At 43.3% G+C, this 19,308-nt stretch carries 21 protein-coding genes; 7 read left to right on the forward strand and 14 right to left on the reverse strand.

Annotated elements, in window-relative coordinates; genetic code table 11:
* The 6 genes from ACFP56_RS19215 to ACFP56_RS19240 all read right to left on the reverse strand — a co-directional run bounded on the left by ACFP56_RS19215 (nt 1) and on the right by ACFP56_RS19240 (nt 6,844).
* On the reverse strand, nt 1–1,677 hold the full coding sequence (locus ACFP56_RS19215) for a putative polysaccharide biosynthesis protein (RefSeq protein WP_379237623.1): 1,677 nt from the start codon (nt 1,675–1,677) through the stop codon (nt 1–3).
* Between the two features lie 24 nt (nt 1,678–1,701).
* On the reverse strand, nt 1,702–2,415 hold the full coding sequence (locus tag ACFP56_RS19220; protein ID WP_379237625.1) for a ThuA domain-containing protein: 714 nt from the start codon (nt 2,413–2,415) through the stop codon (nt 1,702–1,704).
* A gap of 17 nt (nt 2,416–2,432) precedes the next feature.
* Complete coding sequence (locus tag ACFP56_RS19225) at nt 2,433–2,912, reverse strand: DUF456 domain-containing protein (protein ID WP_379237627.1); 480 nt, start codon at nt 2,910–2,912, stop codon at nt 2,433–2,435.
* A gap of 64 nt (nt 2,913–2,976) precedes the next feature.
* Nucleotides 2,977–3,744: a Cof-type HAD-IIB family hydrolase gene (locus ACFP56_RS19230; RefSeq protein WP_379237629.1), complete on the reverse strand. Its 768-nt coding sequence runs from the start codon at nt 3,742–3,744 to the stop codon at nt 2,977–2,979.
* Nucleotides 3,745–4,206: 462 nt separating this feature from the next.
* Complete coding sequence (locus ACFP56_RS19235; RefSeq protein ID WP_379237631.1) at nt 4,207–6,318, reverse strand: peptidoglycan D,D-transpeptidase FtsI family protein; 2,112 nt, start codon at nt 6,316–6,318, stop codon at nt 4,207–4,209.
* Nucleotides 6,319–6,349: 31 nt separating this feature from the next.
* Nucleotides 6,350–6,844, reverse strand: a complete 495-nt coding sequence (locus tag ACFP56_RS19240; RefSeq protein ID WP_379237633.1) for a hypothetical protein — start codon at nt 6,842–6,844, stop codon at nt 6,350–6,352.
* Nucleotides 6,845–6,985: 141 nt separating this feature from the next.
* Between ACFP56_RS19240 and ACFP56_RS19245 the strand changes: the two genes are divergently transcribed.
* A complete protein-coding gene (locus ACFP56_RS19245) occupies nt 6,986–8,173 on the forward strand; it encodes an MFS transporter (protein ID WP_379237635.1) in 1,188 nt (395 codons plus the stop codon).
* A 121-nt stretch (nt 8,174–8,294) separates the two neighbouring features.
* Nucleotides 8,295–8,663 carry a toprim domain-containing protein gene (locus ACFP56_RS19250; protein WP_379237637.1) on the forward strand — a complete coding sequence of 123 codons (369 nt, stop codon included), beginning with the start codon at nt 8,295–8,297 and terminating at the stop codon, nt 8,661–8,663.
* Here the strand turns inward: ACFP56_RS19250 and ACFP56_RS19255 are convergent.
* Both ACFP56_RS19255 and cyoE read right to left on the reverse strand, forming a co-directional pair.
* Nucleotides 8,660–9,289: an SCO family protein gene (locus ACFP56_RS19255; RefSeq protein ID WP_379237639.1), complete on the reverse strand. Its 630-nt coding sequence runs from the start codon at nt 9,287–9,289 to the stop codon at nt 8,660–8,662. The genes ACFP56_RS19250 and ACFP56_RS19255 overlap by 4 nt on opposite strands.
* 22 nt (nt 9,290–9,311) lie before the next feature.
* The gene (gene cyoE / locus ACFP56_RS19260; RefSeq protein ID WP_379237641.1) at nt 9,312–10,169 is read right to left on the reverse strand and encodes a heme o synthase; all 858 of its coding nucleotides are present in this window, start codon (nt 10,167–10,169) and stop codon (nt 9,312–9,314) included.
* Between the two features lie 230 nt (nt 10,170–10,399).
* Here cyoE and ACFP56_RS19265 point away from each other — a divergent pair, with 230 nt between their 5' ends.
* The 3 genes from ACFP56_RS19265 to ACFP56_RS19275 all read left to right on the forward strand — a co-directional run bounded on the left by ACFP56_RS19265 (nt 10,400) and on the right by ACFP56_RS19275 (nt 12,398).
* Entirely contained in the window at nt 10,400–10,822 is a 423-nt protein-coding gene (locus ACFP56_RS19265; RefSeq protein WP_379237643.1) for a cell wall hydrolase, read from the forward strand.
* A gap of 23 nt (nt 10,823–10,845) precedes the next feature.
* Nucleotides 10,846–11,262 (forward strand): spore coat protein GerQ, encoded by a 417-nt coding sequence (gene gerQ / locus ACFP56_RS19270; RefSeq protein WP_379237645.1) that lies wholly within the window; start codon nt 10,846–10,848, stop codon nt 11,260–11,262.
* A gap of 140 nt (nt 11,263–11,402) precedes the next feature.
* The gene (locus tag ACFP56_RS19275; protein ID WP_379237647.1) at nt 11,403–12,398 is read left to right on the forward strand and encodes a metal-dependent hydrolase; all 996 of its coding nucleotides are present in this window, start codon (nt 11,403–11,405) and stop codon (nt 12,396–12,398) included.
* Between the two features lie 95 nt (nt 12,399–12,493).
* Here the strand turns inward: ACFP56_RS19275 and ACFP56_RS19280 are convergent, their stop codons facing one another.
* Nucleotides 12,494–12,706 carry a small, acid-soluble spore protein, alpha/beta type gene (locus tag ACFP56_RS19280; RefSeq protein WP_379237649.1) on the reverse strand — a complete coding sequence of 71 codons (213 nt, stop codon included), beginning with the start codon at nt 12,704–12,706 and terminating at the stop codon, nt 12,494–12,496.
* Nucleotides 12,707–12,826: 120 nt separating this feature from the next.
* On the opposite strand from ACFP56_RS19280, the gene ACFP56_RS19285 reads away from it, so the two are divergent.
* Complete coding sequence (locus tag ACFP56_RS19285; RefSeq protein ID WP_379237651.1) at nt 12,827–13,036, forward strand: hypothetical protein; 210 nt, start codon at nt 12,827–12,829, stop codon at nt 13,034–13,036.
* Here ACFP56_RS19285 and ACFP56_RS19290 read toward each other — a convergent pair.
* Nucleotides 13,024–13,431 carry an O-methyltransferase gene (locus ACFP56_RS19290; RefSeq protein WP_379237653.1) on the reverse strand — a complete coding sequence of 136 codons (408 nt, stop codon included), beginning with the start codon at nt 13,429–13,431 and terminating at the stop codon, nt 13,024–13,026. The two genes, ACFP56_RS19285 and ACFP56_RS19290, sit on opposite strands and share 13 nt — an antisense overlap.
* Before the next feature lie 241 nt (nt 13,432–13,672).
* On the opposite strand from ACFP56_RS19290, the gene ACFP56_RS19295 reads away from it, so the two are divergent.
* Entirely contained in the window at nt 13,673–14,944 is a 1,272-nt protein-coding gene (locus ACFP56_RS19295; RefSeq protein WP_379237655.1) for a methyl-accepting chemotaxis protein, read from the forward strand.
* 82 nt (nt 14,945–15,026) lie between these two features.
* Here ACFP56_RS19295 and ACFP56_RS19300 read toward each other — a convergent pair whose 3' ends face one another.
* The 4 genes from ACFP56_RS19300 to ACFP56_RS19315 form a co-directional block, all read right to left on the reverse strand.
* A complete protein-coding gene (locus tag ACFP56_RS19300; RefSeq protein ID WP_379237657.1) occupies nt 15,027–15,863 on the reverse strand; it encodes a CAP domain-containing protein in 837 nt (278 codons plus the stop codon).
* Nucleotides 15,864–16,192: 329 nt separating this feature from the next.
* Complete coding sequence (locus ACFP56_RS19305) at nt 16,193–17,218, reverse strand: Gfo/Idh/MocA family protein (protein ID WP_379237659.1); 1,026 nt, start codon at nt 17,216–17,218, stop codon at nt 16,193–16,195.
* Nucleotides 17,219–17,240: 22 nt separating this feature from the next.
* Nucleotides 17,241–18,020 carry a sugar phosphate isomerase/epimerase family protein gene (locus tag ACFP56_RS19310; protein WP_379237661.1) on the reverse strand — a complete coding sequence of 260 codons (780 nt, stop codon included), beginning with the start codon at nt 18,018–18,020 and terminating at the stop codon, nt 17,241–17,243.
* 119 nt (nt 18,021–18,139) lie between these two features.
* Nucleotides 18,140–19,207, reverse strand: a complete 1,068-nt coding sequence (locus ACFP56_RS19315) for an AbrB family transcriptional regulator (protein ID WP_379237663.1) — start codon at nt 19,205–19,207, stop codon at nt 18,140–18,142.
* Between the last annotated feature and the right edge of the window lie 101 nt (nt 19,208–19,308).

Raw genomic sequence — 19,308 nt, forward strand, 5'->3', positions numbered from 1 at the left:
TTATCCTGATTGACCGGCACGCAGTACGCGCATCACCTTTCTCATTGGACCGCGTAATTTCCCGGGCAATGCTTCGACATCCTGAGCCGTAATAATATTGAGCTTCAGCAATAATATGCCATAGATTGCACAGAGTATACTGCCAGATACAAGCACAGTGAGCAAATAAGACAGTTTTTCAGCGATGCCCTCGGTAATGTTTAGCATTACATACTCCGCCCCCCAACAAGCGGCGGCTGATACCACTACAGCACCGAGATAAGGAATCCATTTTTTGCCCATAACGTGAAGTGTGACATCACGTTTTATTAGGCGTAAATTAAGCAGCGTTACAATCAGGAAGCATATAGTCGAACCAATAATAAAGCCCGCTACGCCAAAATAGTAACCGCATAGCGTACTGAATACGATTTTTCCGATCAAACCAATAATCGTATTGACCATCGTTTGCTTTTGCTTGCCCATTCCATACAGAATCGAATTTGAAGTCATCATCGTAATTTGCAAAATTGTTCCCGCACAGAGCATCGCCACCGTCTCATAACCAGTTGGGCTTGCAAACAGCATTCCTGTTACGGAATAGGCTGAAGCCGTCAGAAACAAAGCAACCGGCACGCCAGTCAAACATACGATTTTCAGTACCATCGACGTTTGCTTGTTGACCTCTGCCTGATCCTTGCGTGCGAACGCTGCAGCTACAATTGGGATAATCGAGGAGCCCAGTGCAATTGCAAGAATCGGCGGTATGCCTGCCAACGATTGTGCCTTCGTGCCAAGTGCAGCGAAAGCTTCTGTTGCACGTTCATCGGTATATACTTGCTCAGTAATGCTAATAAAAAACGAGGTATCAAACATATAAACTAGATTGATAGTCATGGATGTTATTAATGCAGGAATCGACATTTTCAAAATTTCTGAATAGATCGCTCGAAACTTGAGCTTCATTGATGAATTCGTTGCATATGGCAAATTGGGTTGCAAAGCTGCACGTGCTTCTGCAGAGCTATGCACTGCAAGTCTTGCATCTTGCTTCTTCAGCTTGCGTGCATAATAAACCATTACTGCAAATGCTGCTATACTTCCAAACACACTGCCAAAGGTTACAGCTGCCGCGGAGACAGTATCGCTATAGCCTAGACTTAAGAAAAGAATACCTAGACCTAGGCCAATAATTACGCGAGCAAATTGCTCAACAATCTGTGATATTCCTCCTGCAGACATCATCTGCCGCCCTTGAAAGTATCCTCGCATCATAGCGATTATTGGGAAAAGGATCAATGCAGGAGCAATAGCTTGTACGGCTAACGTAATCGATTCCTTTTTCACAACATCCGTAGCATACATTGGGGCTAAGAAATACAATAAGCTCGAGAGTAATAGACCAGAAACAGCACCGAACACAAGCGAGGCTTTATAAATCCGTTTTGCCTCCTCATATCTGCCTGTTTCCATACGTTCTGACACCATTTTACTTATTGCGCTTGGAAAACCAGCAGTGGCGATAACGAGCAGCAGCAAATAAATGTTATTAGCTGCCAAAAAAGCATATTGCCCTTCCGCATCCAATATGTAATCAAGCGGAATTTTTTGAAACATGCCTAGCATTCTGGCTACAAGCGCAGCCAGTGCTAGGATTAATGTCCCTTTAAGCAGGGAGTCTTTTTTTAAAGTTGTCATTGTTCTAATCTACTTCCTTTACCTCTACAACTGCTCTAATGGTTGGTGGTTGCCACGTACCGGAGTAGCTGTTTTCGTTGGCTTCGCCCAGAAAATACTGTTGGAAATAACCTTTAGAATATGCTCATTATAGTAGGTCGGGAATGTTTCATGTCCAGGTCGGAAGTAGAAGATTTTGCCTTGACCGCGCGTAAAGGTACAGCCACTGCGGAATACTTCTCCTCCTGGGAACCAGCTGACGAAAATAAGCTCGTCTGGTGCTGGAATATCAAAGTGCTCGCCATACATCTCCTCATGATCGAGCGTAATATATTCTGGAAGTCCCTCTGCAATCTGATGTGCAGGATTAACAACCCAAATGCGCTCCTTCTCATTCGCTTCACGCCATTTCAAATCACAGCCAGTCCCCATCAACTTTTTGAAAATTTTCGAAAAATGAGCGGAATGCAATACAATTAAACCCATGCCCGCCATTACGCGTGCATGAACTCGCTCTACAATTTCATCCTCAACTTGATCATGGCCCATATGGCCCCACCAAATCAATACATCAGTATTATTCAGCACTTCCTCTGTAAGCCCGTGCTCGGGCTCGTCCAATGTAGCAGTGCGAATGTTGAACTGTTCATTCGCCAAGCCTTGTTTCAATGCGTTGTGAATCCCGTCTGGGTATACGCGCGTTACTTCCTCATGCTGTTTTTCATGCAAAAATTCATTCCAAATGGTTACGTTAATCATGTCTGTATCCTCCTAAGTTACCAAATCCAAATTATAAAAATCACAATCATAATAAGCTGTAATATGATTTTGACTACTACACTGCTAAGCAGCCCAATAAGCGATCCCCAGCCCACGAGCAACGATTGCTTCAGCTTTGTACCAACTAGAAGCTCCCCGATAACCGCACCGAGAAATGGTCCCAGCACTAGCCCGAATGCAGGGATTGCAAAGGGCCCGATGATAATGCCTATTGTTGATCCGATTACGGAGGCTTTAGAGCCTCCGTATTTTTTTACGCCCCAGGCGCCAACCACATAATCGGCAACGACAAGAACGATCAGAATAAACGTCTGGATGATCCAAAACAAGGCATTGAAGTCACTAAAGCTAAAAAACCAGCCATAGACAAAAAATGCTGCATATATGGCAAATACACCTGGCAGCACAGGATAGATCGTTCCAATCATTCCAATTACAAATAGAAGGATTATGATCACAATACCTACTACATCCATGAGCTTCCCCCTCGCACCTTGTGCTAAGACTCAATACTTGCACACTTCTACTGATCAGTCTTGACTAAAGATTCGTTTCAACACCATTAAAGATATAGCGGCGTATTACCTCAGCGACACCATGCTCATTGTTCGAGTACGTTACAGCGTCAGCAGCAGCCTTCACTTCATCCTGGGCGTTGTGCATAGCAACACCAAGTCCCGCTGCCTGAATCGCTTTAATATCGTTCAAGCTGTCGCCTACGGCTATCACTTCCTTCATGCTTATTTCAAGATAACTGCATAGCTTTTCCAGTGCAGTTGCTTTGGATACGCCTAAAGGATTGATCTCCAAATTATATATCGAAGAATTTGAAATTTCCAGCGCATTCCACGAATCAATTTGCCTGCGAATATCTTGAATGATGTCAATATCTTCATCATAGTATCCGAATTTCAGCCATTCGTGTTCCGCATATTGGCCTTTCAGCTCGTTCCAGCTATCCTTGTTATAGATACGTTCCGTTGTGTATGCCCAAAACCATGTTTCTGGATATTGACTTACGAGCAGATGCAGTTTTTCTACCCATTTGGCATCCAACGTTTTTCTTTCAAGAAGCTGATAAGGCTTAGTCCAAACCTCTCCTCCATTCACTGTGATCATGGGAGAGTGCAGCCCTATTTCGTTAGCGTAGTCTACAGCATTCATAAAGCCTCTACCAGTCGAAAAAATGACCGTTACGCCATGCTCAATTGCTTTCCGTATCCAGCGCAAGTTAACATCGCTAATATGTAGTTCATCATTCAACAACGTACCATCCATATCCAAGGCAAGAAGCTTAAAGTTTGTCATTATATCCCCTCCATGCTATATATCCATCTTACCATACCTATACAACAAAAAGCTTCATCTTGGATAAGAAGATGAAGCCTTCTAATCTAATGCATTAGCATGCACCTTCGATGGTATCACTATTCCCGCCGTAATACAGATCATCCTTTCAGCTGTCCTCCTATGGCTATCATGCTGAGGAATGCCAATATTTTTATAACAAGCATGAATCGCCGAACGGCACCATTCATAGGAATCGATTGCAATTCTACTTTTTTCATACAGTCACCTCCTGCAATGATGTACTATATCCTATGCAGCCGCTTAAAGTTGCGTTACTGCAACTTTTTTGCCTATGAGGTTGCCTATAATCTTTAGCTACGCGTATACATTTTGCTTCTTCTGCAGCGTTATTGCATAAAAAGGACTGATTGCTGCAAACCGCTAGCAATCAGTCCTAAATGAGCGCGCAATGAATGAAAACTACTCATTAGCTTCCGCGTCTTCGATTGTATCCGTTCCTTCTTGTTGACCGTCCATCGTTGCAGCATCAGAACCGGCTCTGCTTTTACCAAAGAGCTGCTGATACAGCGCATCATTAGGCTTCTCACCCAAGCCAAATACCGCATCATACGCATCAAAAATTTGGCGTGCAATCGGTGCCGCTCCATAGCCCCCAAAGCCTCCGTCAGGAACAACGACTGCTACTGCAAGCTTAGGATTATCAGCAGGAGCATAAGCGATAAATACCGCATTTTCTGCTCTGCGACCTGCAACATCCTGCTCGGATGTACCTGTTTTACGGTTAAAGCTGTGCTGGAAGCCCTCAAAGCCCTGCACGCCTACTTTAGACATACCTGTTTCAATTTCTTTCCAGTACTCGTCTGGAATATCCACCTCATTCAACACAACTGGTTCATACGATTGAAGCAGCTCGCCAGTTGAAGAACGGATTTCGTTTACAAACTGCGGCTTCATTCGCTTTCCACGGTTAGCCAGCATCGCTGTGTACTGTGCAAGCTGTAGCGTTGTATAACGTCCCTGCTGACCGAACGAAGCATAGACTAACGCAGACTGTGGACTGCCGCTTTCCGCCTCTGCAAAATAATCGATAACGCCATTGCTCTCGCCTATCAATCCACTTTCTGTTGAGGCGCCAAGTCCAAATTGCTTCATGTAATCATCCCATATCTGGATGCTTGACTTCCCGTTTACAGCTCCTCTTTTGTAGAGACGGTCACCAATCATTGCAGACATAAATGGATTCGATGACTTTTGTATTGCAAGCGCACCGTCTATATTGCCATACGATTTATTACCTGAGTTACGAATATACGTTTCATGTCCAGCCTTACCGAAGCCAAAGCGTCCAGTATCATTATAGTAGGTATTAGTACCGAATAGTCCTTCATTAAGTCCAATCAGCACTGTTAATGGCTTAATCGTAGATCCAAGCGGCAAGATCGATGAAGGATGCTTTCTTCTTTCTTCATCTGAATATGGTCCATAGACTGGTCGAATGGTACCGTTATTCAGCACATGCTCAAAGTTATCATAGTCGGCTGTACTAATGCTGCCTCCAGCCCAAATGTTGGGGTCATAGTCAGGCATGCTGGCCATCGCCATTACCTTGCCTGTATCTACCTCCATCGCAACGGCAAATCCCGTCACCGCATAAGGTGCACGTTCATAATGGTAGTTCGAATTACGAATTTTTTCCAAATGCTTCATAATGGATTCCTCGGTATGGAGCTGCACATCTTTATCAATCGTAAGATAGAGATCCGCACCCTTTTCAGGATTCGTAATTGTAATTTCGCCCGTAATCGCACCCGAACTATTGACTGGATAAGATTTGATCCCATTCGTTCCGCGCAGGATGTCCTGATACATGAACTCAATGCCATCAAAGCCAACCTCTTCCTCCTCCAAATACTTATAGAGTGAATTGGTCTCTTCCATCTTTTGCGCGTAAAATTCATACGAATTGCGCGCGCCGCGGTATTTTTTCAAGTATCCAACAAGCTGTACTGCAACGGTGTCTTCGGAATAATGACGAACGCTCTCTTCCAAAATATTAACACCTGCAAATTCCGACTGATTCTCCATAATGTAAGCCAGCTCTTCGTTGGTTAGGCCAGTTTTGATACGACGTGGAGTAGAAATATAATTCCGTCTAAACTCAAGATCCATTTGACGAATAATATCTTCTTTCGTCATGGCATTATTTTCATCGCCGTACGTCTCAAACACTTCTGCAAGCTTTTCAGCCATCTCATGAGCCTGATCAGTCGAGCTTTTACCGCCGCGAACCGTTGGTTGAATGCTGTAATACAACGATTGGGTGGATGTAGAATAGGCAATTGGATTGCCATTCACATCATAGATATTTCCGCGAATCGGAGCAATGGGGTCTTCACGCTCCGATTTTTTACTGCCCGCGGCACTAAGCTGGGGTCCTTCAACAAATTGCAGTACCGCCAGGCGTACAATGAGCACACTAAATACAGCAAATAATATAAAGAAAAAAATATTTAAGCGAAATGAAAACTGCTTTCTGCGAACAATTTCCCTTTGCTTAGGATCATCCTGCATCTTTGCTCCCCCTTTCAACTATCCGATCCGACTACTTATTGTTTTGTGCCTGTGCAATAAAGGAGTCAATCACATCATTGCTCTTCACTTTAAATGCTGGGGCGCCTTTAACCGAAATCGAAACCTCGTCACTGCCTTGCTGCCCTGTTACCGTAAGCGTCTCTGTCTTAATCGTAAAGCTTCCACCCTCGCCAGCTGTATACGAAGCACTGCCTGCTTCCGCTACCATGGCGTTAATCGCATCCTGCTTCACATTGTCTGCTACTTTAGTTCCAATTTCCTTAAGCTCTTCAATGCCCGATGTCACCAGACCTGCGCTAATGTTTTTTACATCCTCAAGGCTATAGCCGCTGTACATAATAAGCGCCAGCACGACAAGTAAAATAATCCCCCATTTGGCTACCGTCTTCACGACATTCACTACGATCAGCACAATAATCAAGCCAATTACTAGCACATACCATCTTTCCTGAATAAATGTTAGCCACGTTTCCCATTCGTAATTTGAAAAGTCTAAAAAATCCATTCTTTTTCCCCCTGTCCTGTTCAATCGCTTGAAATATTATAGCTTACCTGTCGCGGTGAAACAATTAAGAAGAATAATAGACATAAGTTGTCCTTCAGATGCGTACAAGTAGTAGTACCATGCTTGAAGGAGGCACAGCCTGTGAAAACCGCATTATGGCTTTATCTATTTCTATTCATCGCCTTTTTTGACTTGCATGCCCAATATCCGATTTTAACTCCCTTTGCCATATCACTAGGCGCTGCGCCATCGTTTATCGGATTAATGATGGGCTTGTATTCCGTCACCCATTTACCTGGCAATCTAATGGCTAGCGTATATGTCGATCGTTTCGGAAGTCGACCGTTTATTGTCATCAGTCTATTACTCGCAGGTACAATTCTATTATTTCAAGCTTACGTGACAAATCCTTGGCAGTTGCTCCTATTGCGCTCTATTGCCGGATTTGTACTGGCCTTTCTATCACCTGCATGTCTATCATTATTAGCGAGATTAAGCACAGATATAAGTCAGCAAGGCAAATTAATGGCTGGCAATGGACTTGTGCATACGCTAGCTTCAGTCGTTTCACCTGCAGCTGGAGCATTTCTAGTTGCTAAGCTTGGATTTACAGCCGCGTTTTACATATTAGGCTGGATTTTAATCGCTACTGCGGTACTTGCTTTGTTTTTTATTAAGGAGAAAAAAATCGCAGCGAATAACGAAGGTGAAAGCCTGGCCCAGCAAGAAACTCAGGCACCTTTACATTCTAACATAGAACAAGGCAGCAATACCTTAAAAACAAACCGGCTTCCGTGGAATATTTTCTTTATTCCAGTAGGTCTTAGCTGTGCTCAAGGTATTATTACGTTTGAACTGCCGCTTATGGTTCAAAATAATGGATCAATCATGACAACTGGACTGCTGTTTACAATTATCAGCATTGGCTCGCTCATTACACTCTGCATGCTGTTTATCAATCGCTACAATCCGAGCTATCGTACGATATTTGGAACATTGGCACTGGCGCTCTTGTACTTTTTGCTGGCAACGGATGCACCTTTGCCGTTCATGCTGCTGCTTCTGCTTATCGGAATGTGCAAAGGTCTAGTGTTCCCGGCATTATCGCATTGGCTCATTCAAATTAGCGAGGGCAAGCGCTATGGTCGAACCTTCTCGATTCTGGCTATCGCTTCTTCAATCGGAGCGTTTCTTGGACCGTTCCTGGCTGGACACCTGCGGGATTATATATCCCCATACTTTATCGCGTTTGTCATATTAGCTTTAGCTCTGGCCTTCAACACATTGCCTGAAAAACGAGCACCTAAGCTGTCATCGCGTTTTTTCTAAGTAAAAAGCAAAACGCAAAAAGAAGCATTCTCATTTAGAACTGCGCGAGCTGCAGTTCTATTTTTATTTGTAGGGGAACCGTGATACACTATCAGTGAATATTTCTTTGGAGGATTCGGACATGAGGGTATCCATCATCGTAGAAGGAAAGCATGATCGCAGCAAACTGCAGCAGGTATTAACGGATGACGTTCATATCGTCTGTACCTTCGGCACACCAGGAACAAAGCAGCTTCAGTCTATCGCACATGAGCTTCGTCATGATGAGGTGTTTGTTTTCACAGACAATGACTCGTCTGGCCGAAGAATTCGAGGTATGCTCAGGGAGCTGTTTCCTGACGCGGTTCATATTTATACAAAGCGAGGCTATAACGGCGTAGAGGGGACACCACTTGACTACTTGGCTCTGCAATTAGAAAAGGCAGGGCTAGAGGAATTTGTTATCTTTCCTGTAGACCCTGCCTCAACCTGGCAAAAGGATGAATTTTAATATAGCTTACTTATACGATTATAGATGTCCTCTTTTGTAATGTCGGGGTCACCCGCTTCAATGTTCGGAGAGCCGTTGATCCATTCACGGATATTGCCATCTGCATCTACAATAGAAATGACATTGTTATGATAGAAGGTTTCGTTCTTTTCATCATAAATGACTGCAACACCGAAGTTGCGCGCCAGCTCAATCATTTCTTCTTTGTTTTCACCGCGCAAGAAGCTCCAACCTTCCATCTCTGCGCCAGTTCTTTCAGCGAAATCCTTAATCACTTCAGGGGTATCGGTTTCTGGATCAAATGTAATCGAGATCAGCTCAACCTCTGTACCCAGCTCACCCTTTTCACGAAGCATATCCTGTACTTGTGCAAGTAAAAACGTCGTTGGTGGGCATACATCAGGGCAGCTCGCGAAATAGAAATAAACTATTCTTGCCTTGCCATTCGTAGATTCCAAGCTAACAGCATTGCCGTCAACATCTGTTAAAGCAAAGCTTGGCGCAGGTTGACTCATCGTAAATGGAGCATCATCTTTAAGCACATACATATAAAGCAAATAACAGCCCATTAATAAAATCAAGCATACTAACGCAATCTGAAAAGCATATTTCTTTAGAAACGCCACTTCTCTTATTCCCCTTTCAGAGCTACAGCTTCGTAGTATTAATTATCATTACTATAAAAACAATCATCAAATAATTTACAGAGATGAGGAAGTTTGTTTTCGCCCATTTCTCATCATCCTTCGTCATTAAGCCTGAAATCGTATGGATAAGCCATGCCACAGTAAGTACAGTCGAAATGATTAAGTAAACAATCCCTGCATAATCATACACATACAGCAAAATAACTGTTGCAAGAAGAAGGACAAGGTACGGAATCATTTGTATTTTAGTACGCTTGATTCCCTTAACAACTGGAAGCAATGGAAATCCAGCTGTACGATATTCCTCCACTCTTCGAATCGCAAGCGACCAGAAGTGTGCAGGCTGCCATAAAAATAAAAAAGCGAACAACAAAAACGCACCCATATCGAATTCGCCAGTTACTGCGCAATAGCCTATTACAGGAGGCATTGCTCCAGATATACCGCCTACCGAGGTGCTCCAAGTCGAAGTGCGTTTTAACCACATGGTATAAATGACAATGTACGCAAACCATCCGATAACGCCCAGCACGCCGCATAATACGTTCACAAGCGTAAATAAAACCGTTAATCCTACAATCCCTAAAATGATACCGTACAGCAGCACATGCTTCGGCTTCATTCTGCCTGATGGCAGCGTCCGATTGCGCGTACGCTCCATTTTTTCGTCAAGCTCTCGATCATAGAAATTGTTGATGACCGTTGCAGAGGCCATCGTTAATGTACAGCCGATAAGCATCCACAGCAATGTTATCCAGTCAAATGACCACTTAGAAGCGATCCAATAACCGCCAAATGCGGCAAATACGTTCAGTCGTAACAAGTTTGGCTTCGTTAAGCTTATTAAATCTTTAAACACTTGCTGATCCTCCCGCTATACGCAAAACGCTTTTTTTTGCGTTTATCCATCTTGATGAATCGTAACTAATCATACCGAAAAATAAAGCTTGTGACAATGTTCACTTTTTCATGTTCATGAATTCGTCATTCAAATGTGACAAAATCGTTGTCACATTTATCCTTTTCGTACCATACTATACCGTATAGTTTCATGCCCATATTATGGCAAAGGAGCTGAACATCAAGCTTATGGCAGTAATAAAAACGAATTCTGAACATACCAGGATGCTTGCCAGGCTAATGAGAGCTGAAGCTGAAGGGGAAGGCGAACTCGGCATGCTAATGGTTGGCAATGTAGGTGTCAATCGAGTCAGAGGAGACTGCCTTGATTTCAGAAATATCCGCTCCATTCCTGACATGGTATACCAAAGCCCAGGTGGATTCGAAGCAACACAAAAGAGCTACTTTTATCAGAGGGCTCGTGAAAGCGAAATTCGCCTGGCAGAGCGTTCGATACGAGGTGAGCGAACTCATCCTGCATCGTATGCGTTATGGTTTTTCAGACCAAGCGGCAGCTGCCCTGCTACCTGGTATAACCAGGCCAACAGTGGCAGATTCAAAGCTCATTGCTTCTTCCAGCCAACCTGGGAAGACTGCAGATCCATTTTTTAATGAAGAAAGGAAGTTAAGCTGAAATGAGTTACTATGATCAATCTTATTATTACCCTCAGACTTATGCGCCATTCTATCGTGATGTTATGATGATGCCTCCTCAAGTACCAAGCGGTGCGGTCGTTACGCCACAAGGAGGTACAGTCGTAACGCAACAGCAACCGATGGAGGAATCCTACATCGAAAATATTTTGCGTCTGAATCGAGGAAAAGTTGGAACGTTTTACATGACATACGAAAACAACTCACAATGGAATGCTAAAGTATTCAAAGGGGTTATTGAAGCCGCAGGTCGTGATCACATCATTATTAGCGACCCGATGACAAACCAGCGTGTACTACTGCTTATGCTTAATCTTGACTACGTAACCTTCGATGAGCCAATCAGCTATGAATATCCATTCCACGGTCAAATTGTAACGCCTGCATCTCCTGCCTAAACCACTGCCGCTATGATTTCTTTTCATGAACATGAAGAGAAATCATAGCTTTTTTATGAGCGCAGTTCTTTCGTATAATGATTACAGGACTAGGTGCTTGGTCAATAATGTAAGTGTCATCATGTATTAGGAGGTATATTATGGATTCAGCTTCACATTTTGTTGTTGGAGTGGGATTGGCGGGGCTAGCTCAGTTAGATCCTGTTGTACACTCTAATCCTGCATTATCTACAGTTGTTATAATCGGTACGATCATTGGCTCGCAAGCGCCAGACTTCGATACAATTACAAGACTTAAAAACAATGAAACGTATATTCGCCAGCATCGCGGCATCTCGCACTCACTACCTGCGATAGGAATGTGGACGATTATACTTTCAACAATACTGTACGTATTTGTTGCTGAGCCTTCTCACTATATGCATTTGCTAGGCTGGATTTTCCTCGCTGTCAGTCTTCATGTGTTTATGGATTTGTTCAATACATATGGTACGCAGGCATTGCGACCATTTTCGAAAAAATGGATCTCATGGAACATCATTCACATTTTCGATCCATTTATTTTCACAACGCATGTTGTTGCAGGATTGTTGTGGATTACGGGACTGGTGGAGCCAATCGTTATCTTTCCGACGCTCTACATCTGTTTGCTGATCTATTATGTTATCCGTATCGTCTATCATCGCTGGATTGATCGACGAATTTCTCGGCAAATGTCCATTCCGGATGAGGATACATTGACGGTGATGCCAACAGTTCGCTTCTCAAACTGGCACTTAATGCTGAAGCGAGCGGATGGTAGTTATGAGCTTGGAAGCTATAATGGAGGAAACGTATCGTGGCATGAAACGGTCTCATCAGACCAGCATCCTTTAATCGAAACCTCGCGCGCTCATCCTTCTGTTGCGGCATTGCTTGATTTATCAAGACATACTGTAGTTAATGTAACGGAGCATTATTGGGGAACGGAAGTACGCTGGTTCGATGTGCGTTACCGCTATCGCAAGCAGTATCCATTTGTCGCCATCGTATTTTACGATCATGATCATAAGCCTATTGCTTCCTATGTTGGTTGGCTGAATGATCAAAAGCTTTATAAACGGCTATATCAACAAGCAAAGCTGTCTCCTTCATAAAGCGGAGGCAGCATTGATTATAGCTGAAATATCGTTATAATGAATAAGAGCTCAAGGTTTCCCTTGAGCTCTCATTTAATAATGTGGAATAATTATTAACGCTGACCGCCAGAAAGTTGTTGCTCAGCGATTTGCACAAGCTTCTTAGTGATATATCCACCAATTGAACCTGCTTCACGAGTAGTTAGGTTACCGTTGTAGCCTTCTGGAGCTAGTTGAACACCCAACTGTTGAGCAGCTTCCATTTTCATTTGGTTCAAAGCTTGAGTCGCTTGTGGTACGATTAATTGATTGCTTCTGTTTGCCATGATGTAAGTCTCCTTTCGACCTCTTCACATAATTTCATTTGCAAGCTTGCAAACATATTATGTGCACGAAAACAATTACTATTCGTTTTCTAACAAATTTTTTTTGAGGAGTATTTTTGAATGCCGAAATATTTATCATTGTTTTTTGCAACGATTGGGATTTTCTTTTTAAGTGCAATGGCGATTTCGATATCACATAGCTTAACTTGGGTTGTAATTTGGGGGACATTATCACTAGTCTCGATAGGTGTGGGGTTTATTGTTCGTAAACGATACAATAGAGGCAGCAATAGAGAGGAAACGTTGGAGTCCAAGACTCAGGAGGAGTAATCCATAACATTTTTTCGATTGTTAAACGTGGACATGCTGCTGTTCCAATTCGACATATTGTAGTTGGATTCATACAGCACACTTGCGGACCAGCCCTTGCGGTTAGGCTTTACGGAGAAGTCATACAAAATTTCGCCGTGCGTCCAACTACGCTTCAGTTTCAGAGCCTCGATTGCCAAGCCGCGAAAGCTCACTACCTGATCCCTAGTCAAACCAACCTGCTCTGCCTGAACTTCATTATCCTTCAACGTTATGGGATGGTGCTTTACGCCAAATTTGCCTATTACATTGTTTCGCACTTGGAGCAGGACTGTTCCCGCACATGCGCCAGTAAGTTCATTTTCCAGTTGTCTGAATACAAATTCTACCTGCCTTGCTAATGACATTTCTTTCATCATAAAACTCCTTTCTTCGCGTGATTTACTCTTTATGTTCCAAATATAACGATTATCCCACATTTTTTCACCGCATTTTACACGGTATTATACGAAAAGATTACTGGGTATCACGCAAAACTGCCGTATCCTCCGCATCATATCTAAAATTTTCAATATGAACAATTACCTATTTCTATCATAGACCGAACTATAAAGTGGTGTTATAATATGGTTATATTTGAAAAAGGAGCGCTTACATATGGAGAAAATAACGCAATGGTTTCAAGCTTTATCCGTAAAAAACAAATTAATGTTCCTCACGTACACGAATTTATCCATTTTGACAATTTTTGCGCTAGTGTTTTCATTGATTGTAGGTGAATACACAACTCCGATCCTGATTTTGGCTGTTGTCGCATATGGTATTGCGTTTCCTATTATCATCGTTGTAGAAAACGCAATTACAGCATCCTTTCATGAAATTCAAAGCGCTGCTAACCGAATTTCAAAAGGTGATTTTACGCAAACGATTGATACAGATGCAACGAATGCCGGCGAGCTTGGACATACGTTCAACAGCATGGTTCAAAAGCTGCGCGACCTTCTATCTGAAACAATGAACATAACGAAGCATGTGGCCGAAACAAGCCGCAGCATCTTTGACAAAAATAACAGCATTAAACAAACGATGGAGCAAGTTGCAGTATCTGCGACAGAATTGGCAACAGGAGCTAATGCGATTTCCGAGGATGTAGCAGGCATGAGTGAATCCATCAATGAAATTGAGCTTAAAGTGTCTAATTATGCAAGCGCTACAAAGGAAATGAATGTGCGTTCTGAGCAAACGATTGAACTGGTGAATCGGGGCAGAATTGCTTTAGAAAACCAAAGTGAAGGCATGACTCGCAATATTGAAGCTACCGAGCAGGTTGCCATTACGATTAAAGATCTTGCAGAAAAAGCGAAAGGCATTAGTGCAATGACTAAAGCGATTTCTGAAATAGCGGAACAGACCAATCTACTGTCACTTAATGCATCAATCGAAGCGGCAAGAGCAGGCGAGCATGGACGGGGCTTTGCTGTAGTAGCCCAAGAGGTTCGCAAACTTGCTGAAGAATCAACTGCTTCTACGAAGGAAGTATTCAACCTTGTGAAAAGCATCGATAAAGGGATTCAGGATACTTTGCAAAATATGAAGGTCAATGAAGAGGTTGTAAGCATGCAGGCTGAGCATATTCGCCAAACCGAAGAAATTTTCAGCCAAATTGTTGAAAGCATTCAGTTCATTGGCGAGCAAATTTATCAGTTCTCCAAGGAAAGCGATAATATGCTTGATAGCGCGAAGCATATTTCCTCTGCTATTCAAAATATTTCAGCCATTACCGAGCAATCAGCTGCTGGTACAGAACAGGTATCTGCTTCAATGAATGAGCAAATCCCATCTGTTCAGGCTGTCGTTGAAGAAACGGAGAAAATGCTTAATATGGCAACGCAGCTACAGCGCACCATTCAAGTATTCAAGCTGAAGTAACAACCAACCTAAAAAACCTGCTCATTGAGCAGGTTTTTTAGGTTTAAATACTATTAATTATTGCAAAAGAACTAATTATCTATTAGCCGATAAATAGCTGTGCCCATTTACCGTTTACAAAGCCTACACCAAGCTTCGTATAACTACCATTCAATATATTAGCGCGGTGACCGGGACTGTTCATCCAATCTCTCATTACCTGCTCTGCGGAGGTTTGACCATAGGCAATGTTTTCACCTGCAGCACGGTAAGACACACCGAATGTTTGAAGCATATCGAACGGTGAGCCATAAGTTGGAGAAGTATGGCTAAAGTAGTTGTTGTCTGCCATGTCGCGTGCTTTCTCTGTAGCTACCTCATTTAGCTTAGTATCAAGCACTAGCGCTGAAAAACCTGCGGCAGCTCTTTCCTTGTTCACTAGATCAAGAACTTGCTGTTGGACGTTTGACGCTTCCACAGGAGCTTGTGTTGGCTTCGCTGTCGGTGCTGGTGTTGGATTCACCGTTGGCGCTGGCGTTGGCTTCGCTGTCGGCGCTGGCGTTGGCTTCGCTGTCGGCGCTGGCGTTGGCTTCGTTGTCGGTGCTGCTGTTGGAGCCGCTGTCGGCGCTGGCGTTGGCTTCACCGTTGGTACTGGCGTCGGCTTCGTTGTCGGCGCTGGTGTTGGTGCAGCTTGCTCTAGGGAAAGCTGTCCCTTTGTAAAATACAGCTTCCAAGGTCCGAATTGTACCGTTCCATTGGAATCTTGAATATAAAATCCAAGCTTTTCTGAAATTTTTTGAATAATGAGCGTTTGTTGAGGCAAGCTATATGTGGCCTTCTCATTGGACTGAGCATTCGCTACACTAACTAGACCCGATGTTGCAATAATAGTTGTTGCTGCAAGAACAGCAACACTGCGTTTAAATGTTTGCTTTGGCATAATTTGACCTCCTAAATAAGTAAACTATCGCTTCTTCTTCAGAAGCTGAAAAAAGTTGCCAAGCTTTCTTCTATTTCATCGTAGCAAAGCCCTATTCACTGAAACAGCAATCAAAATCTTCCAATATTTCTTTGTATGCGCTTTCATTATTGGGAATGCTCATTTATTAAAATCCATTCATGATGGAATATTTCGTATGAGCTGTCTAATCTTGATTGAACAATCGTACTATTAAGTTCAACATACATACCATAATAAAAAAAGGTTAGACGAAATTCGTCCAACCTTTTTTCGGGACTTTGAGGACAGTCCCATGCTTTTTTTATAACTTAGCCATTAACTTTAATAACTTTTCCTGTGTCTTGAGACTCGAATGCATCAAGAATAACTTTTAAGGATGCACGGCCTTCTTCACCCGTTACAGCAGGCTCAGTGTCGTTCACAATGGCTTCAACAAATTTATCGATAACGAAGCTGGAAAGCTGCTTTTCATTCGTTGAAATTTCGCCTGTTTGATATTTATTAATCGTTCCATCACGCAGCTCTACGATAACTTGATCGACAGGATCTGTACCGATACGCATTACGCCATTTTCACACCACAACATTGTGCTGTTGTCTTCGCCTTTATAGTACGTCCAGCTAGCAACCAAAGTACCGATTGCGCCTGATTTCATGCGCAAAATGCATGAAGCATTATCATCGCTTTCCGTGTCTTTCTTATCAAGCGTGCCTACGAATGCAGCAACTTCAGATACTTCATCGTCCAGCATCCAGCGGATAAGATCGGATTTGTGAACGCCTAGATCTCCCATAGCGCCCATAATCGCTTCTTCCTTGCGGAAGAACCAGCTGTCAGCACCATCAATACTCCATGCATCAGGACCTGGATGACCGAAGGAAGTACGGAATGTAAGAACTTTTCCAAGTACGCCCGTTTGCAAAATTTCTTTTGCTTTTTGATGTGGAGGCATAAAGCGTTGGTTATGTCCAACCATCAGCTTCACATTGTTTGCTTTCGCAGCTTCGATCATCGCTGCCGCTTCTTCATCCGTAACTGCCATTGGCTTTTCAACTAGTACATGCGCACCAGCTTTTGCTGCCTCGATTGATTGCTCAGCATGCAGGTAGTTCGGTGTACATACGCTTACCGCGTCAGGCTTCACTGCTGCAAGCATTTCCTTATAGTCTGCAAAAGCCTGCCCACCTAATTCATTGGCGTAATGCTGCGCTCTTTCAATGATCGGATCAACAAATGCTACAAGCTCTACATTTGGATTTTCAACATATTCAGGGATATGACGATATTTTGCGATAGATCCACAACCAATTACTGCAACTCTAATTTTAGACATTCAACTCTCTCCTTTGGTTTTCTTAAAAGTTATTCAAATAGTGCTTTTTAAGCCAATTCATGCTTGTTTCAACAGACTCTAGCGGTGGATTTGTACAGGAATCCTGTTCCACGATAATCCAGTCAACCTGCGAATCCGATGCAGCTTGAATAATTTGCTCAAGCGGCAAGGAACCTTCTCCAAGCTCAACCGTATCAATGGACTTGTTAGGGTCGCGGCTTTCCTTCAAGAAATCTTTAAGATGGAGCAGAGGCAAGCGTCCAGCATATTTTTGAATGTAAGAAACGGAATCGATTCCTGAGAATTGTACCCAGCCAATATCCATCTCTACTTTCAAGTCCTCTGCAGGAACGCGCTCGAACAATGCTTCGAATACCGCTTGACCGTCAATTTTCGTGCTGAACTCAAAATCATGATTGTGGTACAGCAGCTCAATTCCTTGTGCAGTGCAAGCTTTACCGATTTCGGCCAAGTCCACGAAATGCTGCTGCCACGCCTCTACACTGCGCAGCTCCTCTGGAAGCCAAGGACAAATCGCATATTTGGAGCCGATTGTTTTGAGGTAATCAATCTCTGCCTGCAAGTTATCCTTTAGGCTGCTAAGCTGAATATGACAGCCAATCGCTTTTAGACCAAGCTCATCCAACAGCTCCTTCATGCGGTTTGCCGGAATATCGCCATAATGGAAAAATTCTACACCTTCATAGCCTAATCCTGCTACATGGCGCAGCGTTCCTTCGAAATCCTCAGCTAACTGATCGCGAAGCGTATAAAGCTGTACTCCAATGTTCATTCTTCTCATTGTACACGCGCTCCTTCTATATCATTTATGTTTAATTTTGCTTTAACGTATACAAGTATAGCGCATACATTTCAGAAAAAACATTAATTGAATTAGCATAAACTTATGCGATTTTGGCATCATGACACTTTTGAAGCTCGCAACTTTACTCTTCTGGCTGCCCATTGCAGCAATGGGAACACAATAAAGTATATAAACAGCAGACGGAACAGCTGAAAAAGCGTTACGAACGCTGCATCGACCTTCAATGCTGCAGCTATCAAGCTCATTTGATCCATGCCTCCAGCAGCTGTGCTTAAGAAGCTTGTCATCATATCGATATGCAGCACATTGCTTAATATGATGGCGCAACCATAGCTGAACGCAAGCAATATTATCGAGCTGACCAAGCCCATTACAACGACCTTCCACGGAAGCTTGATCATATCTGGCTTAAGCAGAAGTCCGATATAAGCACCTATCGCAAGCTGAGCCATATGCAGCAGTGTATCTGGAACGGCAGGCGGTATAATGCCTATCGCATTGATGCACACACCGACAAGCACAGGCGCTAAAAAATAAGGAACCGGCAGCTTTAATCGTTTTCCAAGCGGAACGGCTGCAAAAGCAAGCAATATGTACGCTGCAAGCTGCCACAGTGGCGCAGCCTCCTTCTCCACAACGGTAGGAACGAGCTGCCCGCTAACGATAAAAGGGACAATGCTTACAATCGTCAGCACCCTAATCATTTGAATATAGGTAACGGCTCCGATCTCTATCTCCCTATGCTCTTCTGCAAACGTGATCGACTGGGATAACCCGCCAGGAATGTTTGCAGTCAAGGCTGTTATAAAGGACAGTCCTGTCACCTTTTGTGTAACGACGGCAAGCAGCACGCAAAACAGCACAAGAACAATGTTCAATACGAGCATGTAAAACAAATAATGTCCAAGATTCGTAAAAGCAGCACGTGTGAAGGCTTCTCCTATTGCAGCTCCGAGCAGCACAAGTCCGCTATTGCGCAGCCAGCTTGGCCATCCCCAGCTTGTACGTATCGTTAGCTGTGAAATCATCACCGCAAAAATCGGACCAAGCAGCCAAGGCATTGGAAAATGACATAGATGAAATAATAATACGCCAATCAAGGCAGATACGAGCACTTTTAACGCTGATCGCACAATAATTGCACTTCCTTTTTGTAGGTTCACGCAAGACGCTTCTTTCAGTATAGCAGTGTTATGCCACCTTTTTCCATGACATGAGCAAAAAGAGCTTCAAGACTGGCATAGATATTGCCATCCTGAAGCTC

The organism is Paenibacillus septentrionalis (genome assembly GCF_042659865.1).
Lineage (GTDB): Bacteria > Bacillota > Bacilli > Paenibacillales > Paenibacillaceae > Pristimantibacillus > Pristimantibacillus septentrionalis.